Raw genomic sequence first — 25,681 nt, forward strand, 5'->3', positions numbered from 1 at the left:
ACGTTCCCGGGTCACTTGACGCGCGCACCGCCAGTAGGTTGCATACGTTCTGTGATCCCGCCTCGAACGATTCCGGCTGCCACCCTCCTCCCCCTCTCGACCCCGACGACCAGCGCCGGAGGGATCACACCGTGGACCCGGTGATCGTCGTCGGCGCGGGCCCGGTCGGGCTGGCGTTGTCGCTCGCCCTCGCGGCTCAGGGCGTACCCTCCGTGCTGCTCGACGAGGGCCCCGGCAAGGACGAACCGCGTCCTGCACGCACCGTCGTGCTGCGCGAGGACACAGCCGACCTGGTGGAGCGCCTCGGCTGCCCGGCGCTCCACCACGAGGGACTGCGATGGTCGGGCTGGCGCTCGGTACGGCGTAAGCAGCTGGTACGGGCGGTGCCCCTGGGCGACGACGAAGGCACGGTTCCGCTGCCGTCGCCCGTCCACCTGCCCCAGCACGCGCTCACCGGAGGACTGGGGGCAGCCGTCGCCGCGCACGATCTGGTCGAGATGGTGCCGTTCAGCCGCATCGACACACTGGAGCAGGACGCACACGGCGTCACGGTCCACACCCGCGGACCCGGATCGACCTGGTGGCGCGGGAGTTACGTGGTCGGCTGCGACGGCGCACGGTCCACGGTGCGCAAGCTCCTGGAGATCAGGTTCCCCGGCCGCACGGCGGTCGAACGGCACGCGGTCGCCGCTCTCCGCGCCGAACTGCCCTGGCCGGGCGAGGCCGTCCTGCACCGCTCCCCGCCCTGGCGCTCGGGCGGTACGGAGGTCACCGCCCGCCCTCTGCCCCACGGGGTCTGGCGGCTGGACTGGCTCCTTCCGCCACGCGGTGAGCTCGTCACCCCCGACGCCCTGATCACCAGGATCCGCGACACCCTCCAGGGCTGGTGCGGCGAGACACCGGCCTACGAACTGCTGGACACGGGCGTGTACACGCTGCACCACCGGCTGGCCAGGCGGTGGCGGTCCGAACGGGCCTTTCTCGCCGGGGACGCGGCGCACCTGCTGGGCGCGCTCGGCACCCAGGGGCTCGACGAGGGGCTGCGGGACGCCGAGAACCTGGCCTGGAAGCTGGCTCAGGCCTGGCACCAGGACGCCTCCGAGCTCCTCCTCGACAGCTACCAGGCCGAACGCAGGGCCGCCGTCGCCTCCCGACTGCGCGCCGCCGACCAGTCCCTGCCGATACTGCGGGGCGGTGCGGGCCTGCGGACACTCGTCCCCGGCGCCTCGCGCGGACACGACACGCTGCTGGCCGACGGCCACCTGGGGTGCGGACCTCTGGGCGCGCCCCCGTCGTACACGCACTCCCCCCTTTCGCCTCAACGCGCCGACGGTCACACACCGGTGGGGACCGCCCCTGGGGCACCGGTCGCCGATGTGCGGGTCACCGCGCCCGACGGGAAGGCCGTGCGGCTGCGTGACCGCCTCGGGCTGGGACATCTGCTGGTCATCCTCGTCGCACCGGGCACGGGGGTGTGGGACAGGCGGCACTGGCTGACCGCGGGAGTCATGCCCAGGCTGGTCCACGCGGTCGGTGGCCTCCCGGTGAAGGCCGAGCTGCTGGTGACCGAGAGCTACCCGGGCGCGACGGCCCACACAGTGCTGCTGGTCAGGCCGGACGGGCACCTCGTCGCGGCCTTCAGCGGGGTACGGCCGGCCGAGCTGTACGCGGCTGCTGACGCCGCGCGCGGGGGCGGACCGGACACGGTGCCGGACGACCCCGCGCACACCCGAACGCGCTCCGACCGCACTGCGGACGTCAATTGACCGTCACAGGCACACATGGTGTACTCCAGAACATGACCGACACCGATGTGCGCCTGTGGCGGAGGGTCCATATGGACCTCGTCCGCTATGCGGGCTGCGTGTGTCGCCCGTCCTGCTGAATCGCCTCTCTCCGGCACGCCGTGCTGTTCCGCGCCCGGCCGTGCTTCCGCGCGAACTTCTCAGGACGGCCCCTGTGTCTGCATCCTCTTCCTCCCTTCCCACGTCCGCTTCCGCGCCTGCGCCGGTGGTCGACTCACCGCCCGCCGACTCACCGCCCGCCGTCGACGCGGACGTGTCCGTCCGGGGCACTGCCGGCACGGAGGCCCCTGCCCCGACCGTCGCGGAGCTGCTCGACTTCGTCCGCCGCACCGCGGAGGATGCCGCGCTCGTCGCCTCGCTCCCCCTCGACCCCGAGGGGCGGACCTGGCTGAGGCTCGACGGCCCCGGCGGCAGCGAGGCGTGGCTGATCAGCTGGCCGCCCGGCACGGGCACCGGCTGGCACGACCACGCCGAGTCGACGGGAGCGTTCACCATCGCCGCGGGCGCCCTCAGGGAGCACTCGCTCGCCGCACGGCTGCCCACCGACGGCTGGAAGACCCTCGAACTGAGCGAGGGAGTCGACCGGACCCGGCTTCTGGCGACCGGCCAGGGCAGGGCCTTCGGCCGGCACCACGTCCACGAGGTGCTCAACGAGTCCGGACACGAACACGCCGTGTCCGTGCATGCCTACTACCCGCCCCTTCCGCAGATCCGCCGCTACAGCCGCTCGGGCGCGGTGCTGCGCCTGGAGCAGACGGAACGCCCGGAGGACTGGCAGTGAGCGACGGAAGCGAGGCAGGGCAGGCCCCGGTGGGGATCGACGAGCTCCTCGAACAGGTGCGGTCCGGTTACGAGCGGATCGGCCCCGAGGAGGCCGCGACCGCAGCGGCCGAAGGCGCGCTGCTGGTCGACATCCGCTACGCGGCGCTGCGGGAGAAGGACGGGCTGATCCCCGGCGCACTGGTCGTCGAGCGCAACGAGCTGGAATGGCGGCTCGATCCGCAGGGCAGCCACCGAGCCCCACAGGCGACCGGCCACGATCTACGGGTCGTTGTGATCTGCAACGAGGGCTACGCGTCGAGCCTCGCGGTCGTCTCCCTGCACCGACTGGGGCTGCACCGGGCCACGGACCTGACCGGCGGCTTCCAGGCGTGGCGCGCGGCAGGGCTTCCGGTCTCTCTCTGACCGACGACACCTGACTCGACGGATACCGTGCCGTCGGCCTCGGGTGCGCATGACGCGGTTCTGGCGCACACGAGGCCACTCCGGCCAGGACGCATCGCCTCGTGGGCTCCCGTAGTCGGCCCCGTGCCGGCAGACCGGCCCCGCGCAGCGGTACCGACCGGCTGCGAATCAGCTCTTCGCCTTCTTCGAGCCCTTCGGCCTGTCTCCGGCCTGCACGGCATCTCCGGCACGGGACCGGCAGCGGACAGGGCCGAACGGCTCTCCGACCCACCACCCGATCGCTCCACTCCGGTGGAGCGATCGCCGCGCGCGACGGACATTCACCTCATCCCCGAGGACCGGAATGTACGGAGATGCCGCGCCGATGGAAACCGCTCAGCTCACCCCGGAACAGCTCGACGCGCAGTCCTCCCGTCTCCATGACACGGACGCGTGGCAACGCATCGTCACCGGCTGGGAACGCACCGCCCACGAACCCGCTCCCCCGCCGCCCGTACCCGCCGGTGAGGCACTGCCCACCGTGCCGCCCATGCACCCGGACGACTGGCGGGAGCTGCTGTCCGTGCCCGTCGACCGGCTCATCGAGGACTCTCTGCGAGCCCTGCCGGCAAGGCAGCCCCACGAGCGCCCGCTCCCCGGACGCCTGGGCGCCGTGGTGCCCGAGCGTCTGCACGCCTGGCGGCGCATCGGGCAGTCCGATGTACGTCCGTCGACACACCTCGGCTACGCGCGGCGCGTCCTCACCGAGTGGGGCTGGCAGAACACCCCCTACCGTCTGCGCAACGCCCGAGGGGCGCGTTGTGTCTGCGGAGCCATGCTGACCGCGCATCGCCTCGGGTACGGGTCGCTCGACACCGTCGACAGGGCCGGTGCCTGGCTCATCACCGAGCTGCGCGCACAGGGCTGGACGGGCCTGATCGGCCCCTGGAACCGCCACCCCGGCCGCACCGCCGGGGACGCACTGGCCCTGATCGACGCCACGATCCGCCGGGCTTCCTCGGCAGGCCACTGAGGCCGGGACCCAAGCAGGACCGTCCGATCCGGAGACCGATCAGATCGGATCCGCCGATGCCTCACGCCCCCTTCGGCAGCCTGCGCACCCTGTCGGCGGTGGCCCCCTCCGTCACCGCCGCAGCGCCCTGCATACGGTCGGGCGCCCGACCGCCGTCCCGGTGCGTGTCCCGCCCCTCCAGGCCCCGGCCCCGTCACGCCGAGCACCGAGCACCGAGCACCGAGCACCGAACGGTGTCCCCACCGCCTGATGCCCCGCCCTTCCCCCGGTTCCCCCTCGGTCACCCGTCAGAAGGGCTCGTCCAGCCCTTCCGTGTCCTCCCCCTCCGCCTCGATCGCCTGCCGCACCACACGCAGGGCCATCCCCTCGTTGTACCCCTTCCGCGCGAGCATGCCCGCGAGCCGACGCAGCCGCTTGTCGCGGTCCAGCCCCCGGGTGGAGCGGAGCTTTCGCGCGACGAGCTCCCGGGCGGTCTCCTCCTCCTGCTCGGGGTCGAGTTGCCCGACCGCTTCGTCGATCACCGTCGGGTCGACCCCCTTGGTCCGCAGTTCCCGTACGAGGGCGCGGCGGGCCAGTCCCCTGCCGTGGTGCCGGGACTCGACCCAGGCGTCCGCGAACGCGGCGTCGTCGATCAGTCCCACGTCCTCGAACCGCGAGAGCACCTCCTCCGCGGCCTCGTCGGGGATCTCCTTCTTACGCAGTGCATCGGCCAGTTGCTTACGGGTTCGCGGGGTCCCGGTCAGCAGCCGGAGACAGATGTTGCGCGCCTGCTCGACCGGGTCCCGCGGTTCCCCCTTCTCGGCCCTCGACGAGGAAGGGGAACCGCTGCCTCTGGAGCGGGAGCGGGAACGACGGCCCGCCCCCTCGCCGAACCCGGCCCCCCGGCCGGGCTCCGGGAACTCCCCGGACGGTTCTGCGGCGTACTCGGGGCCGGGTGCCGCACCGGCGTCGGTGCCCGGCCACTCCGTGCGACGCGTCACGGACTAGCTCTTGGCCGCTGCGGTCTTGGCGGTCTTGGCCTTGGTCGCGGGAGCCGGCACCGACTTGGCAGCGGCATCGGCCGGAGCACCCGCCGTGACCGCGGCGTCGGCTGCGGGCTCCGCCGCCGGCTCCTCGGGACGAACGCCGACTCCGAGCTTCTCCAGGATCTTCTTCTCGATCTCGTTGGCGAGGTCGGGGTTGTCCTTGAGGAAGTTGCGGGCGTTCTCCTTGCCCTGGCCGAGCTGGTCGCCCTCGTACGTGTACCAGGCGCCGGCCTTGCGGACGAAGCCGTGCTCCACGCCCATGTCGATCAGACCGCCCTCACGGCTGATGCCCTGGCCGTAGAGGATGTCGAATTCGGCCTGCTTGAACGGGGGCGCCACCTTGTTCTTGACGACCTTGACGCGGGTGCGGTTACCCACGGCGTCCGTGCCGTCCTTCAGCGTCTCGATCCGACGGATGTCGAGACGCACCGAGGCGTAGAACTTCAGAGCCCGGCCACCGGTCGTGGTCTCCGGGGAGCCGAACATCACACCGATCTTCTCGCGCAGCTGGTTGATGAAGATCGCGGTGGTCTTGGACTGGTTGAGCGCGCTGGTGATCTTACGGAGCGCCTGACTCATCAGGCGGGCCTGCAGACCCACGTGCGAGTCACCCATCTCGCCCTCGATCTCAGCACGGGGCACCAGGGCCGCCACGGAGTCGATGACGATCAGGTCCAGCGCACCGGAGCGGACCAGCATGTCCACGATCTCCAGCGCCTGCTCGCCGTTGTCGGGCTGCGAGAGGATGAGGCTGTCGATGTCGACGCCGAGCTTCTTCGCGTACTCCGGGTCCAGAGCGTGCTCCGCGTCGATGAACGCCACGGAACCGCCGAGTCGCTGCGCGTTCGCCACGGCGTGCAGCGTCAGCGTCGTCTTACCGGAGGACTCCGGGCCGTACACCTCCACCACGCGGCCGCGCGGCAGACCGCCGACGCCGAGCGCGACGTCGAGCGCGGTGGAGCCGGTGGGGATCACCTCGATGGGCTCGTTCGGCCGCTCACCGAGGCGCATCACCGCACCCTTGCCGAATTGCCGTTCAATCTGTGCGAGTGCGGCGTCCAGCGCCTTCTCGCGGTCGGTTCCTGCCATGGGTTCCACCCGATTTGCTTGAGTCGATCGCTTCACGTCACAGACGCTAACCCCTGCCACTGACAATGGGCCTCGACGTCCTCCCGGCCTGTGGACAACTCCACGGTCGGGCCCGGCAAAACCCGGCCGGATTTCCATGAGAATGGATGTTCGATTTCAGTGTCAAGCGCACCACGCCGGGCCCGTGCGGGCCGGGGCCGCCACCACGGCGGTCGCAACGGTCACGGCCGATGAAGCCGACGAACCACGTCGGAGTTCATTCTAGTTTCATGCGATTTACGGACATATCAAAGGAATGCACGGCGCGGAAGCGGAGGTGATGCCGTGGACACGCCCCTGCCCCCGCTACCGCGAAGCACTCCCGGCCCCCTGCCCCCGCTATCGCGAGTCATCCCCCGGCCCATGGCCCCGTACCGCGTGTCGGATCCTGGACAGCACCGGCTCGCCACGGCGCCAGCGATGGCCGCCCTGCACCCTCGGGTCGTCCGTGACGTCGTACCGCTTCACGTACGCGCCCAGGAACGCCTGGAGCGTCGCGACGGCCGGGATGGCGATCAGGGCACCGACGGCGCCCATCAGCGCGGTGCCCGCGACCACCGAGCCGAAGGCGACCGCGGGGTGGATGTCGACCGTCTTGGACGTGAGTTTCGGCTGCAGCGCGTAGTTCTCGAACTGCTGGTAGACCACGACGAAACCGAGCACCCACAGCGCGTACCAGGGATCGACGGTGAAGGCGATCAGCATGGGGAGAGCGCCGGCCAGATACGTGCCGATCGTGGGGATGAACTGCGAGACGAGGCCGACCCACACCGCGAGCGCGGGCGCGTAGGGCACACCGAGGACCACCAGCAGGACGTAGTGCGCCACGCCGGAGATCAGTGCCATCAGCCCACGCGAGTAGATGTAACCGCCGGTCTTGTCGACCGCGATCTCCCAGGCGCGCAGCACCTCGGCCTGCCGGGAAGGCGGCAGCACTGAGCACAGCGCGCGCCGCAGCCGCGGCCCGTCGGCGGCGAAGTAGAAGGAGAACAGGAAGATCATCAGCAGACGGAACAGCCCGCCCAGCACTGTGGTGGACACGTCGAGCACGCCGGTCGCGCTGTTCTGCACATATCTCTGGAGCCAGTCGGAGTGCAGCAGGCTGTCCTGCACCTCGACCCGGGAGAGCTCCGTGTGGAAGGTCTGGTTGACCCAGTTGATCACCGAGTCGAGGTACTTGGGGAACTCCTCGACCATGTCGACGATCTGCCCGGCGAGCATCGAACCGAGCAGGACGACGAAACCGACGCCGGCGATCAGCACGGCGATGAAGACCAGGAAGGTCGCGAACCCCCGGCGTATCCCGCGTTCTGCCATGCGGCTGACGGCAGGCTCCATGGCCAGCGCGAGGAAGAAGGCGATGAGGATGTTGGTCAGCAGCCCGATGAGCTGGTAGAAGGCCCAGCTGCCCAGCTGGAAGCACCCGTAGAGCGTCAGGGCGAGGACCATCGCGCGCGGCAGCCAGCCGGGCATGCGGACGGGATCGGTGCCGGGCGGCGGATTGGGTGGTGCGGCCGGCGGGACGGGCGGCGAAGCGGGCGGCTGGCTCTGGGCGGTCTCGTCTGTCGGTGCCACGGGACAAGTCTCGCTCACCGCGGTGACAGCCGGCCGCCCGGCCCGGAATGCCCGTCGCCGGTGACCTCCTCGGCCGGGACGAACAGGCGAGACGGGCGTACCGGTGTGTGCTGTATCCCGCCGCTCAGCGCTTGTCGGGAGGCACGCCGACCGCCGAGCAGACCCCGCGCCAGACGTCCTTGGCCTCCCAGCCTGCGGCGAGGGCCTCGTGCACCGTACGGCCGCCGAGCTCCGCCATGACGTGATCACGCGCGAAGGAGTCGGCGTACGTCTCGCCGAAGTGATCCGCCATCCGTTCCCAGAAAATCGTCAACCGCATGCCCCCAGTATCCCGCTCCTGAGAGTGCAGCCGGGCCGGGAGCCCCTGCCGGCGGCGCTTTCCCCTCTACGGTCGGTCCATGGCTGGAACCGGAGCACATCCCCTCGCCCGAGCCGAGCAGTTCATCTGGCTCACCGCACGCGTCCTCGAGCAGCGGCGGTTCGCCCATCTCTTCCTGGGAGGGGGCGCGGACGTCGTCGAGACCGCGCTCACCGCCTATCGGAACGAGGACGGCGGCTACGGTCACGCGCTCGAACCCGATCTTCGCGGACCTGTGAGCCAGCCGCTGCACACCGCTCACGCGCTGAGCGTCCTGGACTCGATCGACCGCTGCGGCGGTCTGCGGGTGGAGCGGATCTGCCGCTATCTGACGGACGTGTCGACCAAGGAGGGCGCGCTGCCCGCGCTGCTTCCCTCCCAGCGTGGGTATCCCGCGGCGCCCTTCATCCCCGTCGTCGACCACCCGCCCGCCGAACTCCTCGCGACAGGGCCCGTGGTCGGGTTCCTGCACCGCAATCAGGTGTGGCATGCCTGGCTCTTCCGGGCCACAGACTTCTGCTGGGCCGCCGTCGACGCCCTGCAGCACTCTCATCCGTACGAGATCGAGGCGGCCGTCGCCTTCCTCGACGGCGTCCCCGACCGCCCGCGTGCCGAGGCGGCCGCCGACCGACTGGGGCAGCTGGTGCGGGAGCAGCGGCTGGTGGTGCTCGACCCGCAGCGCCGCGCGGAGTATCCGGTGGCACCCGGTTACGCCCCGAGGGAACACCATTTCCCCTACGACTACGCCCGCACACCCGGGTCGCTCGCCCGGCGCTGGTTCAGTGACGCCGAGCTGAAGAGGTCCCTGGACCACCTGGAGTCCGAACAGCAGGAGGACGGTGGCTGGCCGGTCAACTGGCGCCGGTGGGCGCCCGGTACGGCCCTGGAGGGCCGCCCGATCGTGACGCTCAAAGCCCTGCGGACCCTCCGGGACCACGGTCGCGCCCTGGTCTGAGACGTCCCGCTTCAGACCAGGGCGCGCACGACGGCGGTGACCACCACCGCGGCCCCCACGACGACCAGGAAGGGAGCCCGCAGGACGAGGGCGAGCGCGGCCGCGGCGAGGCCTGCCGCTCTGGCGTCCAGTGCCAGGTGCTGACCGTCGCCGAAGGTCTGCTGGGCGGTGAGGGCCGCGAGCAGGGCCACCGGCAGGAGCGCCGCCAGCCGTTGCACAAGGGGGCGTTCCAGGACTCCGGCGGGTACCAGGAGCCCCAGGAGCTTGGCGAGGTAGCACCCGACGGCGGTCAGCCCGATGGCGATCCAGATGTTCATCGGCTGCCCTTCGTGTGTGTCGTGCCTTCGGTGACTGTTTTCTCCGTGCCGCTCCCTCGGCGGCCCTTGAGGACGAGGACGACAGGCGCCGCCAGCGCGGACACGAGCACGGGCGCGCCCGCCGGGAGCACCGGCAGGAGGCCGAGCACCAGCAGGACCGCGAGCCCCGCCGTGACGCGCTCCGTGGTGCTCTTCAGCATCGGCGCGAGCAGGGCGAGGAACACGGCGGGGCTGGCCGCGTCCAGCCCCCAGGCGTCGGTGTCGCCGAGCGCCTCGGCCCCGAGCGCGCCGACGAGCGTGGTGAGGTTCCACAGGGCGTAGAGGGTGAGACCGGTGACGGTGAACCCGATGCGCGCGGCGCGCCTGGTGGGCTGGGGCAGGGTGACGGCGGTCGTCTCGTCGATGACCCACTGGGCTGCGAGCGGGCGCAGTGCGCGTGGCAGGGCGAGGAGCTGCGACAGCCTGAGCCCGTAGAAGGCGTTGCGGATGCCCAGGAAGAACGCTCCGGCCGCTGCGGTGTAGGGGTTGCCGCCGGCTGCGAGGGCGCCCACGAGGGCGAACTGGGAGGCGCCGGTGAAGACGAGGAGGCTCAGCGCGCAGGTCTGGAGCAGGGTGAGTCCGGAACCTGCCGAGGTCACGCCGAAGGCGAACCCTGAGAGGCCCACGGCTACGCCCACGCCGAGTGCGTCCCGGACGACGGCGGCGTCCGGCTTCTCGGTACCGGCGCCCGGCGTATCAGGGCCGCCGTTGCGCTGAGGGGGTGCTGTCTGTTCTGCCACGCCCGGAACGCTACGGGGAGGTGACCCCGCCGGTCTTGTACGTTCTTGCACGCTCGCGCTGGTAGGCGCCCGGAGGCACCCCGACGATCCGGGTGAAGTGACGGTTGAGGTGGGGCTGGTCGGTGAAGCCGACGACGGCGGCCGCGGCGGCGGGCGCGGTCCCCGCGTCGAGCATGCGCCTCGCACGGCGCACCCGGGCGTCGGTGAGCCAGGTGTGCGGAGGCATCCCGTACTCCTTCCTGAAGGCGCGCAGCAGGGCGAACGGGCTGGTCCCCAGCTCTGCGGCGAGTGCTCCCAGGGTGGGCGGGCGCTGCATCCGCTCCTCCAGCACCGCCCGCGCCCGGGCGGCGTCACGGGCACCGGCACTGTGCGAGACCCTGGTCGTCAGCACGCCGCCGTGGTGGTTCAGCAGCCGGGCGACCAGAACGCGAAGGACGCTGTCGGCGGCCAGGGCGTTGCCCTCCTCGGCCGCGCGGTGGACGTCGGTGATCAGCCGGGCGGCGTACGGGTCCCTGACGCAGGTCTCGGCGAAGCCGACCGTGCCGCGCGGGTTCTTAAGCTCGGCGGCTATGCCGTCGATCACCTGGGCGGACGGGTAGAGCGTGGCGTACACCCAGCCCTCGGGAACTCCGGCACGGGCGGTGTGCGGCACCTCCGGATTGATCATGACCACGGTGCCGGGGCCTGCGTGCACGGTGCCGCCCGGAAGGCCGACGTCCTCGACACCGCTGGAGACCGAGCCGAACACGTAGCCCTCGTGGCTGTGGCGCGGGAAGGTGTGGCGGACATAGCGGGCGCGCAGCAGATCGAGCTGGGGCAGCTCCGTGTACTGCCAGTGCCTCGCCCACTCCTGTGTCGTGTCCACCTCCGCCATATGTGCATTCTCGCAGTTCCGGGCAGGTGGCCGAAGCCCGGAGAGGTGCGCGGCAGGCCTGTCCACCGGCCGTTGTCGGTGGTGGGGTGCACGATGGGGGGCATGGCCGGTTCCGCACTCGATTCGTTCTCGCCCGCGACCCGCAGCTGGTTCGCGGGCGCCTTCGACGCGCCCACCCCTGCGCAGGAGGGAGCCTGGCGGGCCATCGGCGAGGGTTCGGACGTGCTGGTCGTGGCACCGACCGGATCGGGCAAGACGCTGGCCGCGTTCCTGGCCTCCCTCGACCGGCTGGCCGCCGTCCCGCCCCCCGCAGAGGCGAAGAAGCGCTGCCGCGTGCTGTACGTGTCACCGATGAAGGCCCTCGCGGTCGACGTGGAGCGCAATCTGCGGTCGCCGCTGACCGGTATCCGTCAGGAATCGGCACGCCTGGGCCTGCCGGAGCCCGAGGTCCGGGTGGGCATCCGTTCCGGCGACACCCCTCCGGCCGAGCGGCGTTCGATGGCGACGAAGCCTCCGGACATCCTGATCACCACGCCCGAGTCGCTGTTCCTGATGCTCACCTCCTCGGCCCGGGACGCGCTGGCCGGGGTGGAGACGGTGATCGTGGACGAGGTGCACGCCGTCGCGGGCACCAAGCGCGGCGCCCACCTCGCCGTGTCGCTGGAGCGTCTGGACGAGTTGTTGCCGCGCCCCGCGCGCCGTATCGGACTGTCGGCCACGGTCCGCCCGGTCGACGAGGTCGCGCGGTTCCTGTCGCCGCAGCGCCGGGTGGAGATCGTCCAGCCTCCGTCCGCCAAGGAGTTCGACCTCTCCGTAGTGGTTCCGGTGGAGGATCTCGGCGAGCTGGGCGGCTCCCCCGCCACGGGTGACGAGGGCGGTCAGGCGGAGAAGCCGTCGATCTGGCCGCACGTCGAGGAGCGGATCGCCGATCTCGTCCAGTCCCACCGCTCCACGATCGTCTTCGCCAACTCCCGGCGGCTGGCGGAGCGGCTGTGCAACCGACTGAACGAGATCGCCTACGAGCGGGCTACCGGCTCCGCTCTCGATGAGGAGTCAGGGGCCGGCGGGGCACTGCCCGAGGCCCACTCCCCCGCCGAGATCATGGCGCAGTCCGGGGCGGCGAAAGGGGCGCCGCCCGTCCTCGCCCGCGCGCATCACGGTTCGGTGTCCAAGGAACAGCGCTCCCAGGTCGAGGAGGACCTCAAGGCGGGCCGGCTGCCCGCCGTGGTCGCCACGTCCAGTCTGGAACTGGGGATCGACATGGGCGCGGTCGACCTGGTGATCCAGGTCGAGTCGCCGCCGTCCGTGGCATCCGGCCTGCAGCGGGTGGGGCGTGCCGGACACCAGGTCGGCGCCGTCTCCACCGGCGTGGTCTTCCCCAAGTACCGGGGCGACCTGGTGCAGGCGGCCGTAGTCACCGAGCGAATGCGTGAGGGCGCCATCGAGGCCCTGCGGATTCCGTCCAACCCCTTGGACGTTCTCGCCCAGCAGATCGTCGCCACGGTCGCTCTGGACAGCTGGCAGGCCGACGACCTGCTGGCCCTGGCCCGCCGGGCGGCTCCCTTCGCCTCGCTCCCGGAGTCCGCGTTCACGGCGGTGCTCGACATGCTCGCCGGGCGCTATCCGTCCGACGCCTTCGCGGAGTTGCGGCCCCGTGTGGTGTGGGACCGCGTCACCGGTACGGTCACGGGCCGCCCCGGTGCTCAGCGGCTCGCCGTCACCTCGGGCGGCACCATCCCCGACCGAGGGCTCTTCGGCGTCTTCCTGGCAGGCGCGGACCCGAAGAAGGGAGGGGGACGCGTCGGTGAGCTGGACGAGGAGATGGTCTACGAGTCCAGGGTCGGCGACGTCTTCACCCTGGGCACCACGTCCTGGCGGATCGAGGACATCACGAGGGACCGGGTCCTCGTCTCGCCCGCCCCCGGAGTCCCGGGCCGCCTGCCGTTCTGGAAGGGCGACCAGCTGGGCCGGCCCCTGGAGCTGGGCCGCGCGCTGGGGGCGTTCCTCCGCGAGCTCGGTGGGCTGTCCCCCGAGGACGCCAGGCTTCGGCTGCTCACTGCAGGGCTCGACGCCTGGGCCGCGGACAACATCCTTTCCTACCTCGACGAGCAGCGCCGGGCCTGCGGCCACGTCCCGGACGACCGGACCGTACTGGTCGAGAGGTTCCGGGACGAGCTGGGCGACTGGCGGATCGTCGTTCATTCACCGTTCGGGGCCCAGGTGCACGCCCCGTGGGCACTCGCCCTGTCCGCCCGCCTCGGAGAGCGGTACGGGATGGACGCCCAGGTCATGCACGCCGACGACGGCATCGTGCTGCGGCTGCCCGACGCCGATCTGATGGGGCTCGACCTCCTCGACTTCGACCCGGTCCAGGCCGACGCGTCCGGTGCCGGCGGGGAACCGGGACGGGGCGCCACCGGCCCGGGGTTCCCCGCAGCGGGGTACGACAGCGATCAGCCTCCCGTCGCGGCCACCGATGTCGTGTTCGACAAGGGAGAGATCAGTCAGGTCGTCACCGAACAGGTCGGCGGATCAGCCCTGTTCGCCTCCCGCTTCCGCGAGTGCGCCGCACGCGCCCTGTTGTTGCCCCGGAGGAGCCCGGGGAAGCGGACCCCGTTGTGGCAGCAGCGTCAGCGCGCCTCCCAGCTGCTCCAGGTGGCATCCGAGTTCGGCTCGTTCCCGATCGTCCTCGAAGCGGTCCGCGAATGCCTCCAGGACGTCTTCGACGTGCCCGGCCTCACGGAGCTGATGGGCGACCTGGAGGCCCGCCGGGTCCGCCTGGTCGAGGTGACGACGCAGGAGCCGTCACCTTTCGCCCGCTCACTCCTTTTCGGGTACGTCGCGCAGTTCCTGTACGAGGGCGACTCGCCTCTCGCGGAGAGACGGGCGGCAGCTCTCTCGCTCGACTCCCATCTCCTGGCGGAGCTGCTCGGCCAGGCGGAGCTGCGCGAGCTGCTCGACGCCGATGTACTCGGCGAGCTGGAGCGCGAGCTCCAGTGGCTGACCGACGACAGGAAGATCAAGGACGTCGAGGGCGTCGCCGATCTGCTGCGCGTGCTCGGCCCCCTGACCGGCGAAGAGCTGGCGGAGCGCGGAGCCGACGGCACCTGGGCCCCGGAGCTGGAGACCTCCCGGCGCGCCGTCCAGGTCCGCATCGCAGGAGCCGCCCACTGGGCAGCCGTGGAGGACGCGGGCCGGCTGCGGGACGCACTCGGCACCGCGCTTCCGGTGGGCGTCCCCGAAGCGTTCACCGAGCCGGTGAAGGACCCCCTCGGCGATCTCCTCGCCCGTTACGCCCGTACACACGGCCCTTTCACCAGCACGCAGGCCGCGAACCGCTTCGGCCTCGGCACCGCCGTCACCGACGGGGCACTTCAGCGGCTCGCCGCGTCGGGCCGCGTGGTCCAGGGGGAGTTCCATCCTGCGGGCATCGGCCAGGAGTGGTGCGACGCCACGGTCCTGCGACGGCTGCGCCGCCGTTCGCTCGCCGCGCTGCGTCAGGAGCTGGAGCCCGTTCCGCCCGCCGCGCTGGCCGGCTTCCTCCCCCAGTGGCAGCACCTCGGCGACAACAGCCTGCGCGGGATCGACGGACTGGCGCGCGCCGTGGAGCAGTTGCAGGGCGCTCCTGTTCCCGCGTCCGCCCTGGAGAAGCTGATCCTGCCGAGCCGTGTCGCGGGATACACCCCCGCCATGCTCGACGAGCTCACGACCACAGGTGAGGTCGTCTGGGCCGGGGCGGGGGCCCTCCCGGGAAAGGACGGGTGGCTCTCCGTCTACCTGGCGGACAGCGCGCCGCTGCTGCTCCCGCCGCCCCACCCGCTGGAGGAGACCGCGCTGCACGAGTCGGTCCTGACCGCACTCTCCGGCGGGTACGGGCTCTTCTTCCGTCAGATCGCCGACCAGGTCCGGGCCACCACCCATCCGGACTGCACCGAACCCCAGCTGGCCGACGCCCTCTGGGACCTTGTCTGGTCCGGCCGCCTCACCAACGACACGCTCGCCCCCCTGCGTTCACTCCTGGGCTCCGGACGTACCGCCGGATCCACGGCGCACCGCGCGAGACGCAACGTCCCGCGCGGCCGTTACGGCTCGCTGACCGCGGCTGCCCGTCCGGCATCCCGCACCGGCCCGCCGACCGTGTCGGGACGGTGGTCGCTGCTTCCCCCCGCCGAGCCCGAGCCCACCCATCGCGCGCACGCCCTGGCCCGCACGCTCCTCGACCGCCACGGCGTGGTGACCCGGGGCGCGGTACAGGCCGAGGGCGTCGAGGGCGGGTTCTCGGCGATCTACCGCGTCCTCGCGGCTTTCGAGGACAGCGGACAGGCCCGCCGTGGATACGTCGTCGAGGGGCTGGGCGCCGCGCAGTTCGCCATGGACGGCGCCGTGGACCGTCTCAGGGCAGCCTCCACCGCCCGTGACCGGGCCGACCCCGGTTCGGCTCCACGCGCCCTGGTCCTCGCGGCGGCCGATCCCGCCAACGCGTACGGTGCGGCTCTGCCCTGGCCCGAATCGCCGGACGGCGCGGGACACAAGCCCGGCCGCAAGGCGGGAGCCCTGGTGGTCCTGGTGGACGGCGAGCTGACGCTCTACATGGAGCGCGGCGGCAAATCCCTTCTCGCCTGGCCGACCGATCCGGCCGACCCCGCACTCCACGCGGCCGCCGAGGCACTCGCGTCGGCAGCGCGCACGGGAACGCTCGGCACGGTCACGGTGGAGCGCACCAACGGCGCCTCCTCCCTCACGTCCCCGCTGGGCAGGACCCTGGAGGCCGCCGGCTTCCTGGCCACGCCGCGAGGTCTGCGGCTGCGCGCATGAGGACGGCTCCGGCACGGAGACGGAGCCGGCGCGCCGCCCAGGCTTCCGAGACCGCCACGACCGCCGTCACCGCCGTCACCCTTGTGACCGCCGAGACCGCCGTGACCGCCGAGACCGCGCACGGCTGCCATGACCGCGCATGATGGATGCATGCCCGAAGGTGACACGGTCCTCCAGACCGCCAAGCGTCTCGACTCCGCGCTCGCGGGCGGGGTGCTGACCGTCTCCGACCTACGGGTCCCACGGTTCGCGACAGCCGACCTGACCGGCCGGACGGTGCTGGACGTCACGGCACGCGGCAAGCATCTGCTGACCCGGTTCGAAGGCGGTCTCACGCTCCACAGCCATCTGCGTATGGAAGGCGCCTGGCGGGTGTTCGACCACGGCGAGCGCTGGCGAGGCGGCCCCTCCCACCAGATCCGCGCCGTGCTCGCCACCGCGGAGCACACCGCCGTCGGCTATCGGCTACCCGTCCTGGAACTCCTGCGCACGGAGGACGAAGAGCAGGTGGTGGGCCACCTGGGCCCCGATCTGCTGGGACCTGACTGGGATCCCGACACCGCTCTGCGCAATCTGCTGGCCGACCCGGGCCGCCGCGTCGGGGACGCCCTTCTGGACCAGCGGAATCTGGCAGGTGTCGGCAACGTCTACATGTGCGAGCTCTGCTTCATGGCGCGCGCGACGCCCTGGCTCCCGGTGGGCGAGCTCCCCCTCCCCATCGCCACCCGTCTGGTCAGCACGGCGAAGCAGCTCCTGGAAGCCAATCGTGACCGTCCCGTGCGGACCACGACCGGGGCCACCCCCGTCATGTCCCGCAGGCTCCCTCAGGAGCGTCTCTTCGTCTACGGAAGGGCCGGCCGCCCCTGTCTGAGGTGCCGTACCCCCATCCGCAAGACCGTTCGCGACGACCGCCCCACCTACTGGTGCCCGCACTGTCAGACCGGCCCCACAGACTGAGTGCGCGTACGCACCCCTTGCGCATCCGCACATCGGCCGTCGGCATCCGCACGCGTCCCCGTCAGCACCTGACCGGTATCCGTGCGGGCCTCCGTCGGCACCGGCCGCTTCACGTCGAGGAGCTAGGTGGATATGTCGGTCCGCTCCGCCCCGGGCTCCTCGGCGGGCCGCTCCGGCCGTACAGCAGCCGCCACATGCACCGGCAGAAGGCTCAGCCCCCACCCCCCGGCCGCCACCGCGCCCTCGACAAGTCCCGCGTGTTCCGGCTTCAGCAGCAGCCGCAGGACGGCCCACCACCACACGCCTCCGAGGACGAGCGCCGGTACCCATCGCCGCACCATGGCTGCCTCCTCCGGCTGACGCTAGTACGGCACGATCTCCTGCCGGGAGGGCGCATCGGTGCGCCCTCGGCGCGAGCCGGGCGCCAGTGCGCCCTCTCCCTGTCCTGGGGCTGCCGCAAGGCGTAGGCAAGCCCCGGACCTCTTCCGCAGTTTCCCCCGGGTCGGCGCCGACTGCATCCCACGGCGCGGTCCCGGCCCGCAGTCCGTCCTCAGCGCCCTCCGCCACCACATCCCCCCGACCTGTCCGCCCCCGGACATGCCGGTGCCCCCGGGAACGAAGTCCGCGGGGGCACACCGAGCACCATCAGGTGGGGGTCTCTTCACCTGTCGTCGTCGGTGAGCGAGTCCTTCATGCCCTTGGCACGGTCGCCGGTGGCTCCCATGGCGCCCTCCGCCTTGGCCTTGGCCTGATCGGTCTTGCCCTCGGCCTCCTTGCGGCGGTCGCCGGTGACCTTCCCGGTCGCTTCCTTGGCCTTGCCCTTGAGCTTGTCCATGGCCTTCTTGTCCGTCACGGCGATTCCTTCCTCTCGACTACGGTTTCAGGCACTCTCGGCCTGGAACATCCAGGCGTGCTTCTCGAGATCCGCGGTGATCGTGATCAGGATGTCCTGGCTGACGGGATCCGGTTCGTCGGTCGCCTCGATCCGTTCCCGCATGCGGTCGATGACCACGCGGAGGGCGTCGACGAGTACACGCACCGCGTCGACGTCCTTGATCCAGCCGTCGGGCACGGAATCGATGGCCGTGGTCTTCGCGAGCGTGCGGGACCGGCCGTCCGGGTTGACGCCGACTGCGGAAGCCCTCTCGGCGACGGTGTCCGAATGCTGACGCGCCGTGTCGACGACCTCGTCGAGCTGGAGGTGCACGGAGCGGAAGCGCGGGCCGACCACGTTCCAGTGGACCTGCTTGGCCACCAGGGAAAGGTCGACCAGGTCGACCAGCGCGCCTTGCAGCGCGTCTCCCACGACCTTGCGGTCGCCGTCGGACAGGGCGCTCTTCACGACAGACATGCACTTCTCCGTTCAGATAGCTGTTCGATTGACCACCTGTCCACAATGTCACACATGGGACAAAACAGTCATTCGAGTGGCTGTTCCGGAGAGCTGACCTCCGGCCTCACCAGGCGCCTGCCCCGCGAATCGGCAGGCATTCACCCGGCACGCGAAAGCCCCGGCCGGCCCACGAGGGCCGGCCGGGGCTTTCGTTCACCACGAACCGTGCGGTCAGGCGGCGACGACATCCACCGCTTCCGCGGGCGCCTTGATGGTCACCCGTCCGGTCGGTACGCCGGCGACCGACGCAACGGAGACGGAGTTGAGCATCGGGCGTACTGGTACAGGCACCGCATCACTGGCTGCTGCCGACTCGGCCAGCTCTGCCAGCGACAGTTCATCGCTCACTTCACGCATGAGCTCGGACATCCGTACGTCCAGCGCGTCGCAAATGGCGGAGAGCAGTTCGGAGGATGCCTCCTTCTGCCCCCGCTCCACCTCGGAGAGATAGCCGAGCGAGACTCGGGCGGACGAGGAGACTTCGCGCAGAGTACGGCCTTGGCGCTGGCGCTGCCGACGCAGCACGTCACCAAGCAGGCGACGGAGCAGAATCATCGGTGGCTCCCTCCTCGGACCGCGTAGCCGCATCCTTCACGCCCCACCGTACCGCCTTGCGCTGCGGCCGTGCGGGGAGCGATGTCGTGTTCACTCAGGGCTGCAAACATCAATTCCCCCCGTTCTGTTCCGTATCCTGTGCCCTCGCATATTCGCCGAGTTCGCCGGAGAGCAGCTCGAGCAGGCTCCGTACGCTCTCCTTACGGATGTCCGCCCGCCCGCCGTTCAACCTCAGCTCGGCGACTTTCCGTACCCCACGCGGCCCGGAAACGGCGACGAAGACGGTTCCGACGGCCTTGCCGTCCTGGGGCTCCGGGCCCGCGACTCCGGTGGTCGAGACGCCCCAGTCCGCGTCGAGGACCCGGCGCACGCCCGAGGCCATCGCCTCGGCGACGGAGGGGTCCACCGCTCCGCGCTCGTCCAGAAGTGCGCCGTCGACGCCCAGCACGTCCCGCTTCAGGGGTGTGGCATAGGCCGTGACCGACCCGCGGAAACACTGCGAGGCCCCTGGTACGTCGGTGAGCTCGGCGGCCACCAGGCCACCGGTGAGGGACTCGGCGACCGCGAGCGTCTCACCTCGCTCCTGGAGCTGCCGCAGCACCCGGGCCGCCGCGGACGTCACCGCTCCGCCTCCGTGGTGCCCCGGCCACCCGCCACGCGCTCCCCGACGGGTTCCCCGAGCTGTTCCCCGAGAGACTCCGCGGCCGGCTCGACGACCGGCTCCACGACGCCCTCGGCCGCACCGTGTACCTCGTCCGTGGCGCACTGCCCACCGGTGGCGCCCTCCACGTCCGCGGCCATCGCGACGGCTTCCATGGCCGCGGCCCGCTCCGCCGCAAGACCGCGCCGGCGCAGGACGACGGCCTGGCGTACGTAGTCGAGACCGGTGACGACCGTCAGCACGACCGCGGCCATCATCACCCAGAAGCGCAAGGTTGCCAGGGGGCCCGTCAGCGCCAGGACGTACATGCCCACGGCGATGCCCTGGGCCAGTGTCTTGACCTTGCCGCCGCGGCTGGCCGGGATCACCGAGTGCCGGATGACCCAGAAGCGCATGAGCGTGATGCCGAGCTCACGGAAGAGGATCACGCCGGTGATCCACCAGGGCAGATCCCCCAGCGAGGAGAGACAGATCAGGGCCGCGCCCATGATCGCCTTGTCCGCTATCGGGTCCGCGATCTTCCCGAAATCGGTGACCAGGTTGTACGTACGTGCCAGATGGCCGTCGAACACATCGGTGATCATCGCGACGGCGAAGGCCGCCCAGGCGAACGACCGCCATACCGGGTCGTAGCCGCCGTCGTGCAGGAGCAGCATGACGAAGCCCGGGACGAGCAGCAGTCGCACCATCGTGAGGATGTTCGCGATGTTCCACAGGCCGGCCTGGTTGACGGCCGCCGCGCCCAGCTTGCCGCCGCGGTGCGCCGGCGTCGCGCCGGAGCCGCCCGCCGCGGATGCCGGGGCTCCCGTCATCTGGCTGCCTCCGCAAGCTCGTGGTGTTCGGCCACGAGGTCCACTCCCTCGGTGCCCACTGCCTTCGCTTCGACCATAAGGCCCGGCACGAGCCCTTCGCGTGTGGTGAAGACGACCTGGCCGTCCGTTTCGGGAGCCTGATGGGCGGCTCGGCCCACCGCCACGGGTCCGTCCTCCTCGTCCTCGACGGACTCGACGAGGACCTGGAGGGTCTCGCCGACCCGCTCCTCCGCGCGCTGCGAGGTCAGTTCCTCGGCCAGCTGGGAGATGTGCGCGAGGCGCTCCGCGATGACGTCGGCGTCCAGCTTGTTCTCGTAACCGACCGCCTCCGTGCCGTCCTCGTCGGAGTAACCGAAGACCCCGATGGCGTCCAGGCGCGCGCCGGTGAGGAAGCGTTCCAGCTCCGCCACGTCGGCTTCCGTCTCACCGGGGAATCCCACGATGAAGTTCGACCGCGCACCGGCCTGCGGAGCCTTCGACCGAATGGTGTCCAGGAGCTCGAGGAAGCGGTCCGTGTCCCCGAACCTGCGCATCGACCGCAGCACCTTGGGAGCGGAGTGCTGGAAGGAGAGGTCGAAGTAGGGGGCGACCTTGGGCGTCGAGGTGAGGACGTCGATCAGCCCGGGCCGCATCTCGGCGGGCTGGAGGTAGCTGACGCGGATCCGCTCGATCCCGTCGACGTCGGCGAGCTCGGGCAGCAGGGTCTCCAGGAGCCTGATGTCCCCGAGGTCCTTGCCGTACGAGGTGTTGTTCTCGGAGACGAGCATGACCTCCTTGACGCCCTGCTCGGCGAGCCAGCGCGTCTCCCCCAGGACGTCCGAGGGGCGGCGGGAGACGAAGGAACCACGGAAGGAGGGGATGGCGCAGAAGGAGCAGCGACGGTCGCAGCCGGAGGCGAGCTTCACCGAGGCGACCGGGCTGGTCCCCAGCCTGCGGCGCAGCGGCGCGCGCGGCCCGGAGACCGGCGCGATCCCTTCCGGAAGGTCCGCGGGGGCCGGCGTGATCTCCTGGGCGTGCCCCGGCAGCGCGACTGCGGCGTTCTGCCGCTCGGCCGGGCTGATCGGGAGCAGCTTGCGCCGGTCGCGCGGGGTGTGGGAGGCGTGGATGCCCCCGTTGAGGATGGTCTGCAGGCGGTCGGAGATGTCGGCGTAGTCGTCGAATCCGAGGACACCGTCCGCTTCCGGCAGCGCCTCGGCGAGATCCTTGCCGTAGCGCTCGGCCATGCAGCCGACGGCCACGACGGCCTGGGTTCTGCCGTGATCCTTCAGATCGTTGGCTTCGAGCAGGGCGTCGACCGAGTCCTTCTTGGCGGCTTCGACGAACCCACAGGTGTTGACTACGGCGACATCAGCGTCCGTGGCGTTCTCGACGAGGTCCCAGCCGTCCGCTGCCAAGCGGCCTGCGAGCTCCTCCGAGTCCACCTCGTTACGGGCGCAGCCAAGAGTGACAAGGGCGACGGTACGGCGTTCGGGCATGGGCTCAAGACTACTTTGTCCCGGCACTCGCCCTACCTAGCAGGGTTCACCGCTACGGGGAGTGACCGAACGGCGGGTGCAGCGGGGAAAACGGCAGGACAACGACAACGGTGCGTGTCCGGCGCTTCTGCCGGGCACACACCGTCGGGAAGGCATGGGCGGAGAGGTCAGCCGACCTCGGGGTCACCCTTGGTGTACGAGAGCCGTTCGACCTGACCGGATTCGAACTCGTCGTCGACCTTCTTGCCGTTCACGAAGAGATCGATCGCTCCGGCGTCGCCGAGCACGAGGTCGACCCGCTCCTTGTCCTGGAAGGTCTTGGAGTCGCCCTTGTTCAGCAGGCCGTCGAAGAGCAGCCGCCCGTTGTGGTCCTTGGCGGAGATCCAGCTCCTGCCCTCGGTGGCGCTGAGCCTGACCGTCACCTTGTCCCGCGGAGCTGCGGCGATGACGCTCTCGGAGGGCGCCGGCTTGGGGTCGGCGGGCTTGGTCGTGGCGGGCTTGGTCGTGGTCTTGTCGGGGGTCGAGCCTTCGGCCACCTGTGCCGAGCCAGAACCCTCGTCCTCACCGTTGAAGAGCGTGAAGCCGACGAATCCGACCACGGCGACGATCGCGGCGACCATGGCCGCGGTCCAGTTGGGCCGACGGGGTTCGGAGCGGATCCGCTCCGCCTCGAACAGCGGTGCCGCCGGTGTGGGAGCGGGACGGCCACCGTGCTCGGCGTCGAACTCCGCGATCAGCGGATCGGGGTCGAGCCGGACGGCGCGGGCGAACATGCGGATGTGGCCGCGGGCGTAGACGTCGCCGCCGGAGCGGGAGAAGTCGTCCTCCTCGATCGCGTGCACGATGGGGATGCGCACCCGGGTTGAGCTGCTGACTTCCTCGACCGTCAGACCCGCGGCGATGCGGGCCTGCTGAAGCGCGCGACCGATCGAAGGCCGGTCGTCTTCGGGGGAGTTGCCGATGGACACGGGGGGCGCCTTTCGAGCGTGAGCCACCTGCTGGATGTTCAGTCTAGGGGTGGTACGAAAGGGTGGGGCAACCGGGAGCGACGACTTTGTACGCCATCGGGATCGCCGGTCAGCCCCTCGGGCAGGACGGTGGACGGAGCACCGGACGGATCATCCCGCTGCTCCTTTCTTCAACTTGACGTACGGCCGGGCGAAACGGTTGCCCACAAAACTCTTACGAAGCGGTTTCCCCACGGATGACGGCCAGCACTCCGTCGAGTTCGTCCGGCTTCACCATGACATCGCGGGCCTTGGAACCCTCGCTGGGACCCACGATGTTGCGTGACTCCATCAGGTCCATCAGCCGACCGGCCTTGGCGAAGCCGACCCGCAGCTTGCGCTGCAGCATCGACGTCGAGCCGAACTGCGTGGACACGACCAGTTCGGCCGCCTGGCAGAGCAGATCGAGGTCGTCGCCGATGTCCTCGTCGATCTCCTTCTTCTGCTTGGTGCCGACGACCACGTCCTCGCGGAAGACCGGCGCCATCTGATCCTTGCAGTGCTGGACGACGGCCGCGACCTCGTCCTCGGTGACGAAGGCCCCCTGCATGCGGGTCGGCTTGTTCGCCCCCATCGGCAGGAACAGACCGTCACCCTTTCCGATGAGCTTTTCGGCTCCTGGCTGGTCGAGGATGACCCGGCTGTCGGCGAGCGACGAGGTGGCGAAGGCGAGCCGGGACGGCACATTGGCCTTGATCAGGCCCGTGACGACGTCGACCGAGGGCCGCTGCGTGGCTAGCACCAGGTGGATGCCGGCGGCGCGCGCCAGCTGGGTGATCCGGACGATGGAGTCCTCGACGTCCCGCGGGGCCACCATCATGAGGTCCGCCAGCTCGTCGACGATCACCAGGAGGTACGGGTAGGGCGACAGCTCCCGCTCGCTCCCCTCCGGGGCCTTGGCCTTGCCGGTGCGTACCGCGTGATTGAAGTCGTCGATGTGCCGGAAGCCGTAGGCCGCGAGGTCGTCGTAGCGCAGGTCCATCTCCCGCACGACCCACTGGAGCGCCTCGGCGGCCTTCTTCGGGTTGGTGATGATGGGAGTGATGAGGTGCGGGATGCCCTCGTACGCGGTGAGCTCGACCCGCTTCGGGTCGACCAGCACCATGCGCACGTCCTCCGGCGTCGCCCGCACCATGACCGAGGTGATCAGGCAGTTGATGCAGGAGGACTTGCCGGAGCCGGTCGCACCGGCGACCAGGACGTGCGGCATGTTCGCCAGGTTGGCCATCTCGTAGCCGCCCTCGACGTTCTTGCCGAGCGCGACGAGCATGGGGTGATCGTCCTCGGCCGCGTCGGCCAGGCGCAGGACGTCACCGAGATTGACCATCTCCCGGTCGGAGTTGGGGATCTCGATACCGACGGCGGACTTGCCGGGGATCGGGGAGATGATCCGGACGTCCGGGCTGGCGACCGCGTAGGCGATGTTCTTGGTGAGGGCGGTGATCCGCTCGACCTTGACGGCGGGCCCGAGCTCCACCTCGTACCGGGTGACGGTCGGGCCACGGGTGAAACCGGTGACGGCCGCGTCGACCTTGAACTCGGTGAAGACCGTGGTCAGTGAGGCGACGACCGCGTCGTTGGCGGCACTGCGCGTCTTGCCGGGACCACCGCGCTCCAGCAGGTCCAGCGAGGGGAGCGAGTAGGTGATGTCGCCGGAGAGCTGGAGCTGCTCGGCACGGGTGGGGAGCGACTCGGACCGCTCGGGTGCCGGCTTCGTCAGATCGGGGACGCCACCGGAGGACGAGGCGCCCTTCTCCGCTCCCCCGCCGCCGGACACCGCCTTCCCGGCCGAGCGCGCACCGGGGACCGGGGTCCCGGTCCGTTCCCGGTCCCGGTCCGTGGAGACACCCTGGGTCAGATCCGCGACGACCGGCGACGGGGGCATCCCGTTGAGCACGGCCCCGTCGAGTGCGGCAGCGGCGGCTGCCGCGACGTCGACGGCGTCCATGGAGCGGTTCATCGCGGGCTGTGCGGACGGCCTGCGAGGGCGGCGGCGCTTGGCCAGCGCCTCTCCCTCGGCCTGATCGGGGTCGTGTACGCCGTCCGCCTCCGAGCGGCGCCCCGGGGAACGCCGTGAACGCTCGGGCAGCGCTTCACGCCACTGCTCCTCGTACCGCTCGTCGTCGCTCCCGTCCTCCTCGCCCGGTACCTCCACCGGGTCGAGGATGCCGAGCCTGACGCCCAGCTGCCGCAGCCGGCGGGGGATGGCGTTGACCGGGGTCGCGGTGACGACGAGGAGTCCGAACACGGTCAGCAGCAGGAGCAGCGGTACGGCGAGGACCTCGCCCATCATGAAGACGAGGGGCTGCGAGGCGCCCCAGCCGATGAGCCCGCCCGCGTCGTGCATGGCACCGGTGCCGTCCTCGCGGCCCGGCGACCCGCAGGCGATGTGGACCTGGCCGAGCACTCCGACGACGAGCGCGGAGAGCCCGATGACGATACGGCCGTTGGCCTCGGGCTTCTCCGGGTAGAGGATCAGCCGCACGGCCACGGCGCCCAGCAGTATCGGCACCAGCAGATCGAGCCGGCCGAACGCGCCGGTCACGAGCATCTCGACGAGGTCGCCGACGGGGCCCTTGAGGTGCGACCACGTGCCCGCCGCCACGACGAGTGCGAGGCCGAGGAGGAGCAGGGCGAGTCCGTCCTTGCGGTGGGCCGGGTCAAGTCCCTTCGCACCGCGCCCTATGGAGCGGAACACCGCCCCGACTCCGTGCGCGGTGCCGAGCCACAGCGCGCGCACGAGCCTGTACACGCCTCCAGTGGGGGACGGCGCGGGCTTCGGCGCGGGCTTCTTCGCCGCGGCCTTCCTCGCGGGCGCCTTCCTGCCGGGCGCTGCCTTCTTCGCAGCCGCCTTCTTGGCGGGCGCGGCTTTCTTCGCCGGTCCTTGCGTACGGCCGGCACCCTTCGCGGTGCCCGCCGTGCCCAGGGAACCCTTGCCGGACGTACGTGAGGCCATGTGACTGAGGTTACCGGTGCTTACGCCGGTGGACACG

24 protein-coding genes are annotated in these 25,681 nt (G+C 70.9%); 8 read left to right on the top strand and 16 right to left on the bottom strand.

The genetic code is table 11. From position 1 onward, the window contains the following. Positions 1–131 precede the first annotated feature (131 nt). The 5 genes from P8A20_RS09245 to P8A20_RS09260 all read left to right on the top strand — a co-directional run bounded on the left by P8A20_RS09245 (position 132) and on the right by P8A20_RS09260 (position 4,002). A complete protein-coding gene (locus P8A20_RS09245; protein ID WP_306103316.1) occupies positions 132–1,766 on the top strand; it encodes an FAD-dependent monooxygenase in 1,635 nt (544 codons plus the stop codon). Between the two features lie 32 nt (positions 1,767–1,798). After that, a complete protein-coding gene (locus P8A20_RS38690; protein WP_311605579.1) occupies positions 1,799–1,885 on the top strand; it encodes a putative leader peptide in 87 nt (28 codons plus the stop codon). A gap of 74 nt (positions 1,886–1,959) precedes the next feature. Then, on the top strand, positions 1,960–2,586 hold the full coding sequence (locus tag P8A20_RS09250; protein WP_147959812.1) for a cupin domain-containing protein: 627 nt from the start codon (positions 1,960–1,962) through the stop codon (positions 2,584–2,586). Continuing rightward, positions 2,583–2,990 carry a rhodanese-like domain-containing protein gene (locus P8A20_RS09255; RefSeq protein WP_147959811.1) on the top strand — a complete coding sequence of 136 codons (408 nt, stop codon included), beginning with the start codon at positions 2,583–2,585 and terminating at the stop codon, positions 2,988–2,990. The genes P8A20_RS09250 and P8A20_RS09255 overlap by 4 nt, the downstream gene beginning before the upstream one ends. Before the next feature lie 364 nt (positions 2,991–3,354). Beyond that, a complete protein-coding gene (locus P8A20_RS09260) occupies positions 3,355–4,002 on the top strand; it encodes a DUF6197 family protein (RefSeq protein ID WP_147959810.1) in 648 nt (215 codons plus the stop codon). Between the two features lie 287 nt (positions 4,003–4,289). Here the strand turns inward: P8A20_RS09260 and recX are convergent, their stop codons facing one another. The 4 genes from recX to P8A20_RS09280 form a co-directional block, all read right to left on the bottom strand. Beyond that, entirely contained in the window at positions 4,290–4,982 is a 693-nt protein-coding gene (recX, locus tag P8A20_RS09265; protein ID WP_306103317.1) for a recombination regulator RecX, read from the bottom strand. 3 nt (positions 4,983–4,985) lie between these two features. Next, positions 4,986–6,116: a recombinase RecA gene (gene recA, locus P8A20_RS09270; protein ID WP_147959809.1), complete on the bottom strand. Its 1,131-nt coding sequence runs from the start codon at positions 6,114–6,116 to the stop codon at positions 4,986–4,988. Positions 6,117–6,494: 378 nt separating this feature from the next. Further along, positions 6,495–7,628 (bottom strand): AI-2E family transporter, encoded by a 1,134-nt coding sequence (locus P8A20_RS09275; RefSeq protein WP_306105135.1) that lies wholly within the window; start codon positions 7,626–7,628, stop codon positions 6,495–6,497. A 226-nt stretch (positions 7,629–7,854) separates the two neighbouring features. Next, positions 7,855–8,049, bottom strand: a complete 195-nt coding sequence (locus tag P8A20_RS09280; protein ID WP_099176446.1) for a DUF3046 domain-containing protein — start codon at positions 8,047–8,049, stop codon at positions 7,855–7,857. Between the two features lie 79 nt (positions 8,050–8,128). On the opposite strand from P8A20_RS09280, the gene P8A20_RS09285 reads away from it, so the two are divergent. Continuing rightward, the gene (locus tag P8A20_RS09285; protein WP_147959808.1) at positions 8,129–9,043 is read left to right on the top strand and encodes a hypothetical protein; all 915 of its coding nucleotides are present in this window, start codon (positions 8,129–8,131) and stop codon (positions 9,041–9,043) included. A gap of 11 nt (positions 9,044–9,054) precedes the next feature. On the opposite strand, the gene P8A20_RS09290 is transcribed toward P8A20_RS09285, so the two are convergent. From P8A20_RS09290 to P8A20_RS09300, 3 genes are read right to left on the bottom strand one after another with little or no spacing between them, the layout of a single operon-like run. After that, positions 9,055–9,360, bottom strand: coding sequence for an AzlD domain-containing protein (locus P8A20_RS09290; protein ID WP_147959807.1), 306 nt, complete (start codon positions 9,358–9,360; stop codon positions 9,055–9,057). Then, positions 9,357–10,139 carry an AzlC family ABC transporter permease gene (locus P8A20_RS09295; RefSeq protein WP_147959806.1) on the bottom strand — a complete coding sequence of 261 codons (783 nt, stop codon included), beginning with the start codon at positions 10,137–10,139 and terminating at the stop codon, positions 9,357–9,359. The genes P8A20_RS09290 and P8A20_RS09295 overlap by 4 nt, the downstream gene beginning before the upstream one ends. 10 nt (positions 10,140–10,149) lie before the next feature. Further along, entirely contained in the window at positions 10,150–11,013 is an 864-nt protein-coding gene (locus tag P8A20_RS09300) for an AraC family transcriptional regulator (protein ID WP_147959805.1), read from the bottom strand. A 102-nt stretch (positions 11,014–11,115) separates the two neighbouring features. Between P8A20_RS09300 and P8A20_RS09305 the strand changes: the two genes are divergently transcribed. Together P8A20_RS09305 and P8A20_RS09310 are read left to right on the top strand one after the other, a co-directional pair. Next, positions 11,116–15,828, top strand: coding sequence for an Lhr family helicase (locus P8A20_RS09305; protein WP_306103318.1), 4,713 nt, complete (start codon positions 11,116–11,118; stop codon positions 15,826–15,828). A gap of 150 nt (positions 15,829–15,978) precedes the next feature. Next, positions 15,979–16,785: an Fpg/Nei family DNA glycosylase gene (locus P8A20_RS09310; RefSeq protein WP_147959804.1), complete on the top strand. Its 807-nt coding sequence runs from the start codon at positions 15,979–15,981 to the stop codon at positions 16,783–16,785. A gap of 122 nt (positions 16,786–16,907) precedes the next feature. On the opposite strand, the gene P8A20_RS09315 is transcribed toward P8A20_RS09310, so the two are convergent. The 9 genes from P8A20_RS09315 to P8A20_RS09355 all read right to left on the bottom strand — a co-directional run bounded on the left by P8A20_RS09315 (position 16,908) and on the right by P8A20_RS09355 (position 25,644). After that, positions 16,908–17,126 carry a hypothetical protein gene (locus tag P8A20_RS09315; protein WP_147959803.1) on the bottom strand — a complete coding sequence of 73 codons (219 nt, stop codon included), beginning with the start codon at positions 17,124–17,126 and terminating at the stop codon, positions 16,908–16,910. 320 nt (positions 17,127–17,446) lie between these two features. Continuing rightward, positions 17,447–17,638 (bottom strand): CsbD family protein, encoded by a 192-nt coding sequence (locus P8A20_RS09320; RefSeq protein ID WP_306103319.1) that lies wholly within the window; start codon positions 17,636–17,638, stop codon positions 17,447–17,449. A 27-nt stretch (positions 17,639–17,665) separates the two neighbouring features. Beyond that, positions 17,666–18,136 (bottom strand): Dps family protein, encoded by a 471-nt coding sequence (locus P8A20_RS09325; RefSeq protein WP_147959801.1) that lies wholly within the window; start codon positions 18,134–18,136, stop codon positions 17,666–17,668. 213 nt (positions 18,137–18,349) lie between these two features. Continuing rightward, positions 18,350–18,733 carry a helix-turn-helix domain-containing protein gene (locus P8A20_RS09330; RefSeq protein WP_014153702.1) on the bottom strand — a complete coding sequence of 128 codons (384 nt, stop codon included), beginning with the start codon at positions 18,731–18,733 and terminating at the stop codon, positions 18,350–18,352. 109 nt (positions 18,734–18,842) lie between these two features. Continuing rightward, positions 18,843–19,355: a CinA family protein gene (locus tag P8A20_RS09335; protein ID WP_147959800.1), complete on the bottom strand. Its 513-nt coding sequence runs from the start codon at positions 19,353–19,355 to the stop codon at positions 18,843–18,845. Then, entirely contained in the window at positions 19,352–20,206 is an 855-nt protein-coding gene (gene pgsA / locus P8A20_RS09340; protein WP_147959799.1) for a CDP-diacylglycerol--glycerol-3-phosphate 3-phosphatidyltransferase, read from the bottom strand. The genes P8A20_RS09335 and pgsA overlap by 4 nt, the downstream gene beginning before the upstream one ends. Beyond that, positions 20,203–21,681: a 30S ribosomal protein S12 methylthiotransferase RimO gene (gene rimO, locus P8A20_RS09345; RefSeq protein WP_306103320.1), complete on the bottom strand. Its 1,479-nt coding sequence runs from the start codon at positions 21,679–21,681 to the stop codon at positions 20,203–20,205. The genes pgsA and rimO overlap by 4 nt, the downstream gene beginning before the upstream one ends. Positions 21,682–21,848: 167 nt before the next feature. Further along, positions 21,849–22,649: a helix-turn-helix domain-containing protein gene (locus tag P8A20_RS09350; RefSeq protein WP_306103321.1), complete on the bottom strand. Its 801-nt coding sequence runs from the start codon at positions 22,647–22,649 to the stop codon at positions 21,849–21,851. 214 nt (positions 22,650–22,863) lie between these two features. After that, a complete protein-coding gene (locus P8A20_RS09355) occupies positions 22,864–25,644 on the bottom strand; it encodes a DNA translocase FtsK (protein ID WP_187282155.1) in 2,781 nt (926 codons plus the stop codon). Between the last annotated feature and the right edge of the window lie 37 nt (positions 25,645–25,681).

Origin of the sequence: Streptomyces sp. Alt3, assembly GCF_030719215.1 — a bacterium.
Taxonomy (GTDB): Bacteria; Actinomycetota; Actinomycetes; order Streptomycetales; family Streptomycetaceae; genus Streptomyces; species Streptomyces glycanivorans.

What these genes read in the sequence shown, in the direction of transcription:
- P8A20_RS09315 (WP_147959803.1), bottom strand. Translation starts at nt 17,126, where the DNA reads ATGGTGCGGCGATGGGTACCGGCGCTCGTCCTCGGAGGCGTGTGGTGG.
- P8A20_RS09355 (WP_187282155.1), bottom strand. Translation starts at nt 25,644, where the DNA reads ATGGCCTCACGTACGTCCGGCAAGGGTTCCCTGGGCACGGCGGGCACC.
- P8A20_RS09290 (WP_147959807.1), bottom strand. Translation starts at nt 9,360, where the DNA reads ATGAACATCTGGATCGCCATCGGGCTGACCGCCGTCGGGTGCTACCTC.
- rimO (WP_306103320.1), bottom strand. Translation starts at nt 21,681, where the DNA reads ATGCCCGAACGCCGTACCGTCGCCCTTGTCACTCTTGGCTGCGCCCGT.
- P8A20_RS38690 (WP_311605579.1), top strand. Translation starts at nt 1,799, where the DNA reads ATGACCGACACCGATGTGCGCCTGTGGCGGAGGGTCCATATGGACCTC.
- recA (WP_147959809.1), bottom strand. Translation starts at nt 6,116, where the DNA reads ATGGCAGGAACCGACCGCGAGAAGGCGCTGGACGCCGCACTCGCACAG.
- P8A20_RS09325 (WP_147959801.1), bottom strand. Translation starts at nt 18,136, where the DNA reads ATGTCTGTCGTGAAGAGCGCCCTGTCCGACGGCGACCGCAAGGTCGTG.
- P8A20_RS09260 (WP_147959810.1), top strand. Translation starts at nt 3,355, where the DNA reads ATGGAAACCGCTCAGCTCACCCCGGAACAGCTCGACGCGCAGTCCTCC.
- P8A20_RS09285 (WP_147959808.1), top strand. Translation starts at nt 8,129, where the DNA reads ATGGCTGGAACCGGAGCACATCCCCTCGCCCGAGCCGAGCAGTTCATC.
- P8A20_RS09310 (WP_147959804.1), top strand. Translation starts at nt 15,979, where the DNA reads ATGCCCGAAGGTGACACGGTCCTCCAGACCGCCAAGCGTCTCGACTCC.
- P8A20_RS09330 (WP_014153702.1), bottom strand. Translation starts at nt 18,733, where the DNA reads ATGATTCTGCTCCGTCGCCTGCTTGGTGACGTGCTGCGTCGGCAGCGC.
- pgsA (WP_147959799.1), bottom strand. Translation starts at nt 20,206, where the DNA reads ATGACGGGAGCCCCGGCATCCGCGGCGGGCGGCTCCGGCGCGACGCCG.
- P8A20_RS09280 (WP_099176446.1), bottom strand. Translation starts at nt 8,049, where the DNA reads ATGCGGTTGACGATTTTCTGGGAACGGATGGCGGATCACTTCGGCGAG.
- P8A20_RS09300 (WP_147959805.1), bottom strand. Translation starts at nt 11,013, where the DNA reads ATGGCGGAGGTGGACACGACACAGGAGTGGGCGAGGCACTGGCAGTAC.
- P8A20_RS09275 (WP_306105135.1), bottom strand. Translation starts at nt 7,628, where the DNA reads ATGCCCGGCTGGCTGCCGCGCGCGATGGTCCTCGCCCTGACGCTCTAC.
- P8A20_RS09305 (WP_306103318.1), top strand. Translation starts at nt 11,116, where the DNA reads ATGGCCGGTTCCGCACTCGATTCGTTCTCGCCCGCGACCCGCAGCTGG.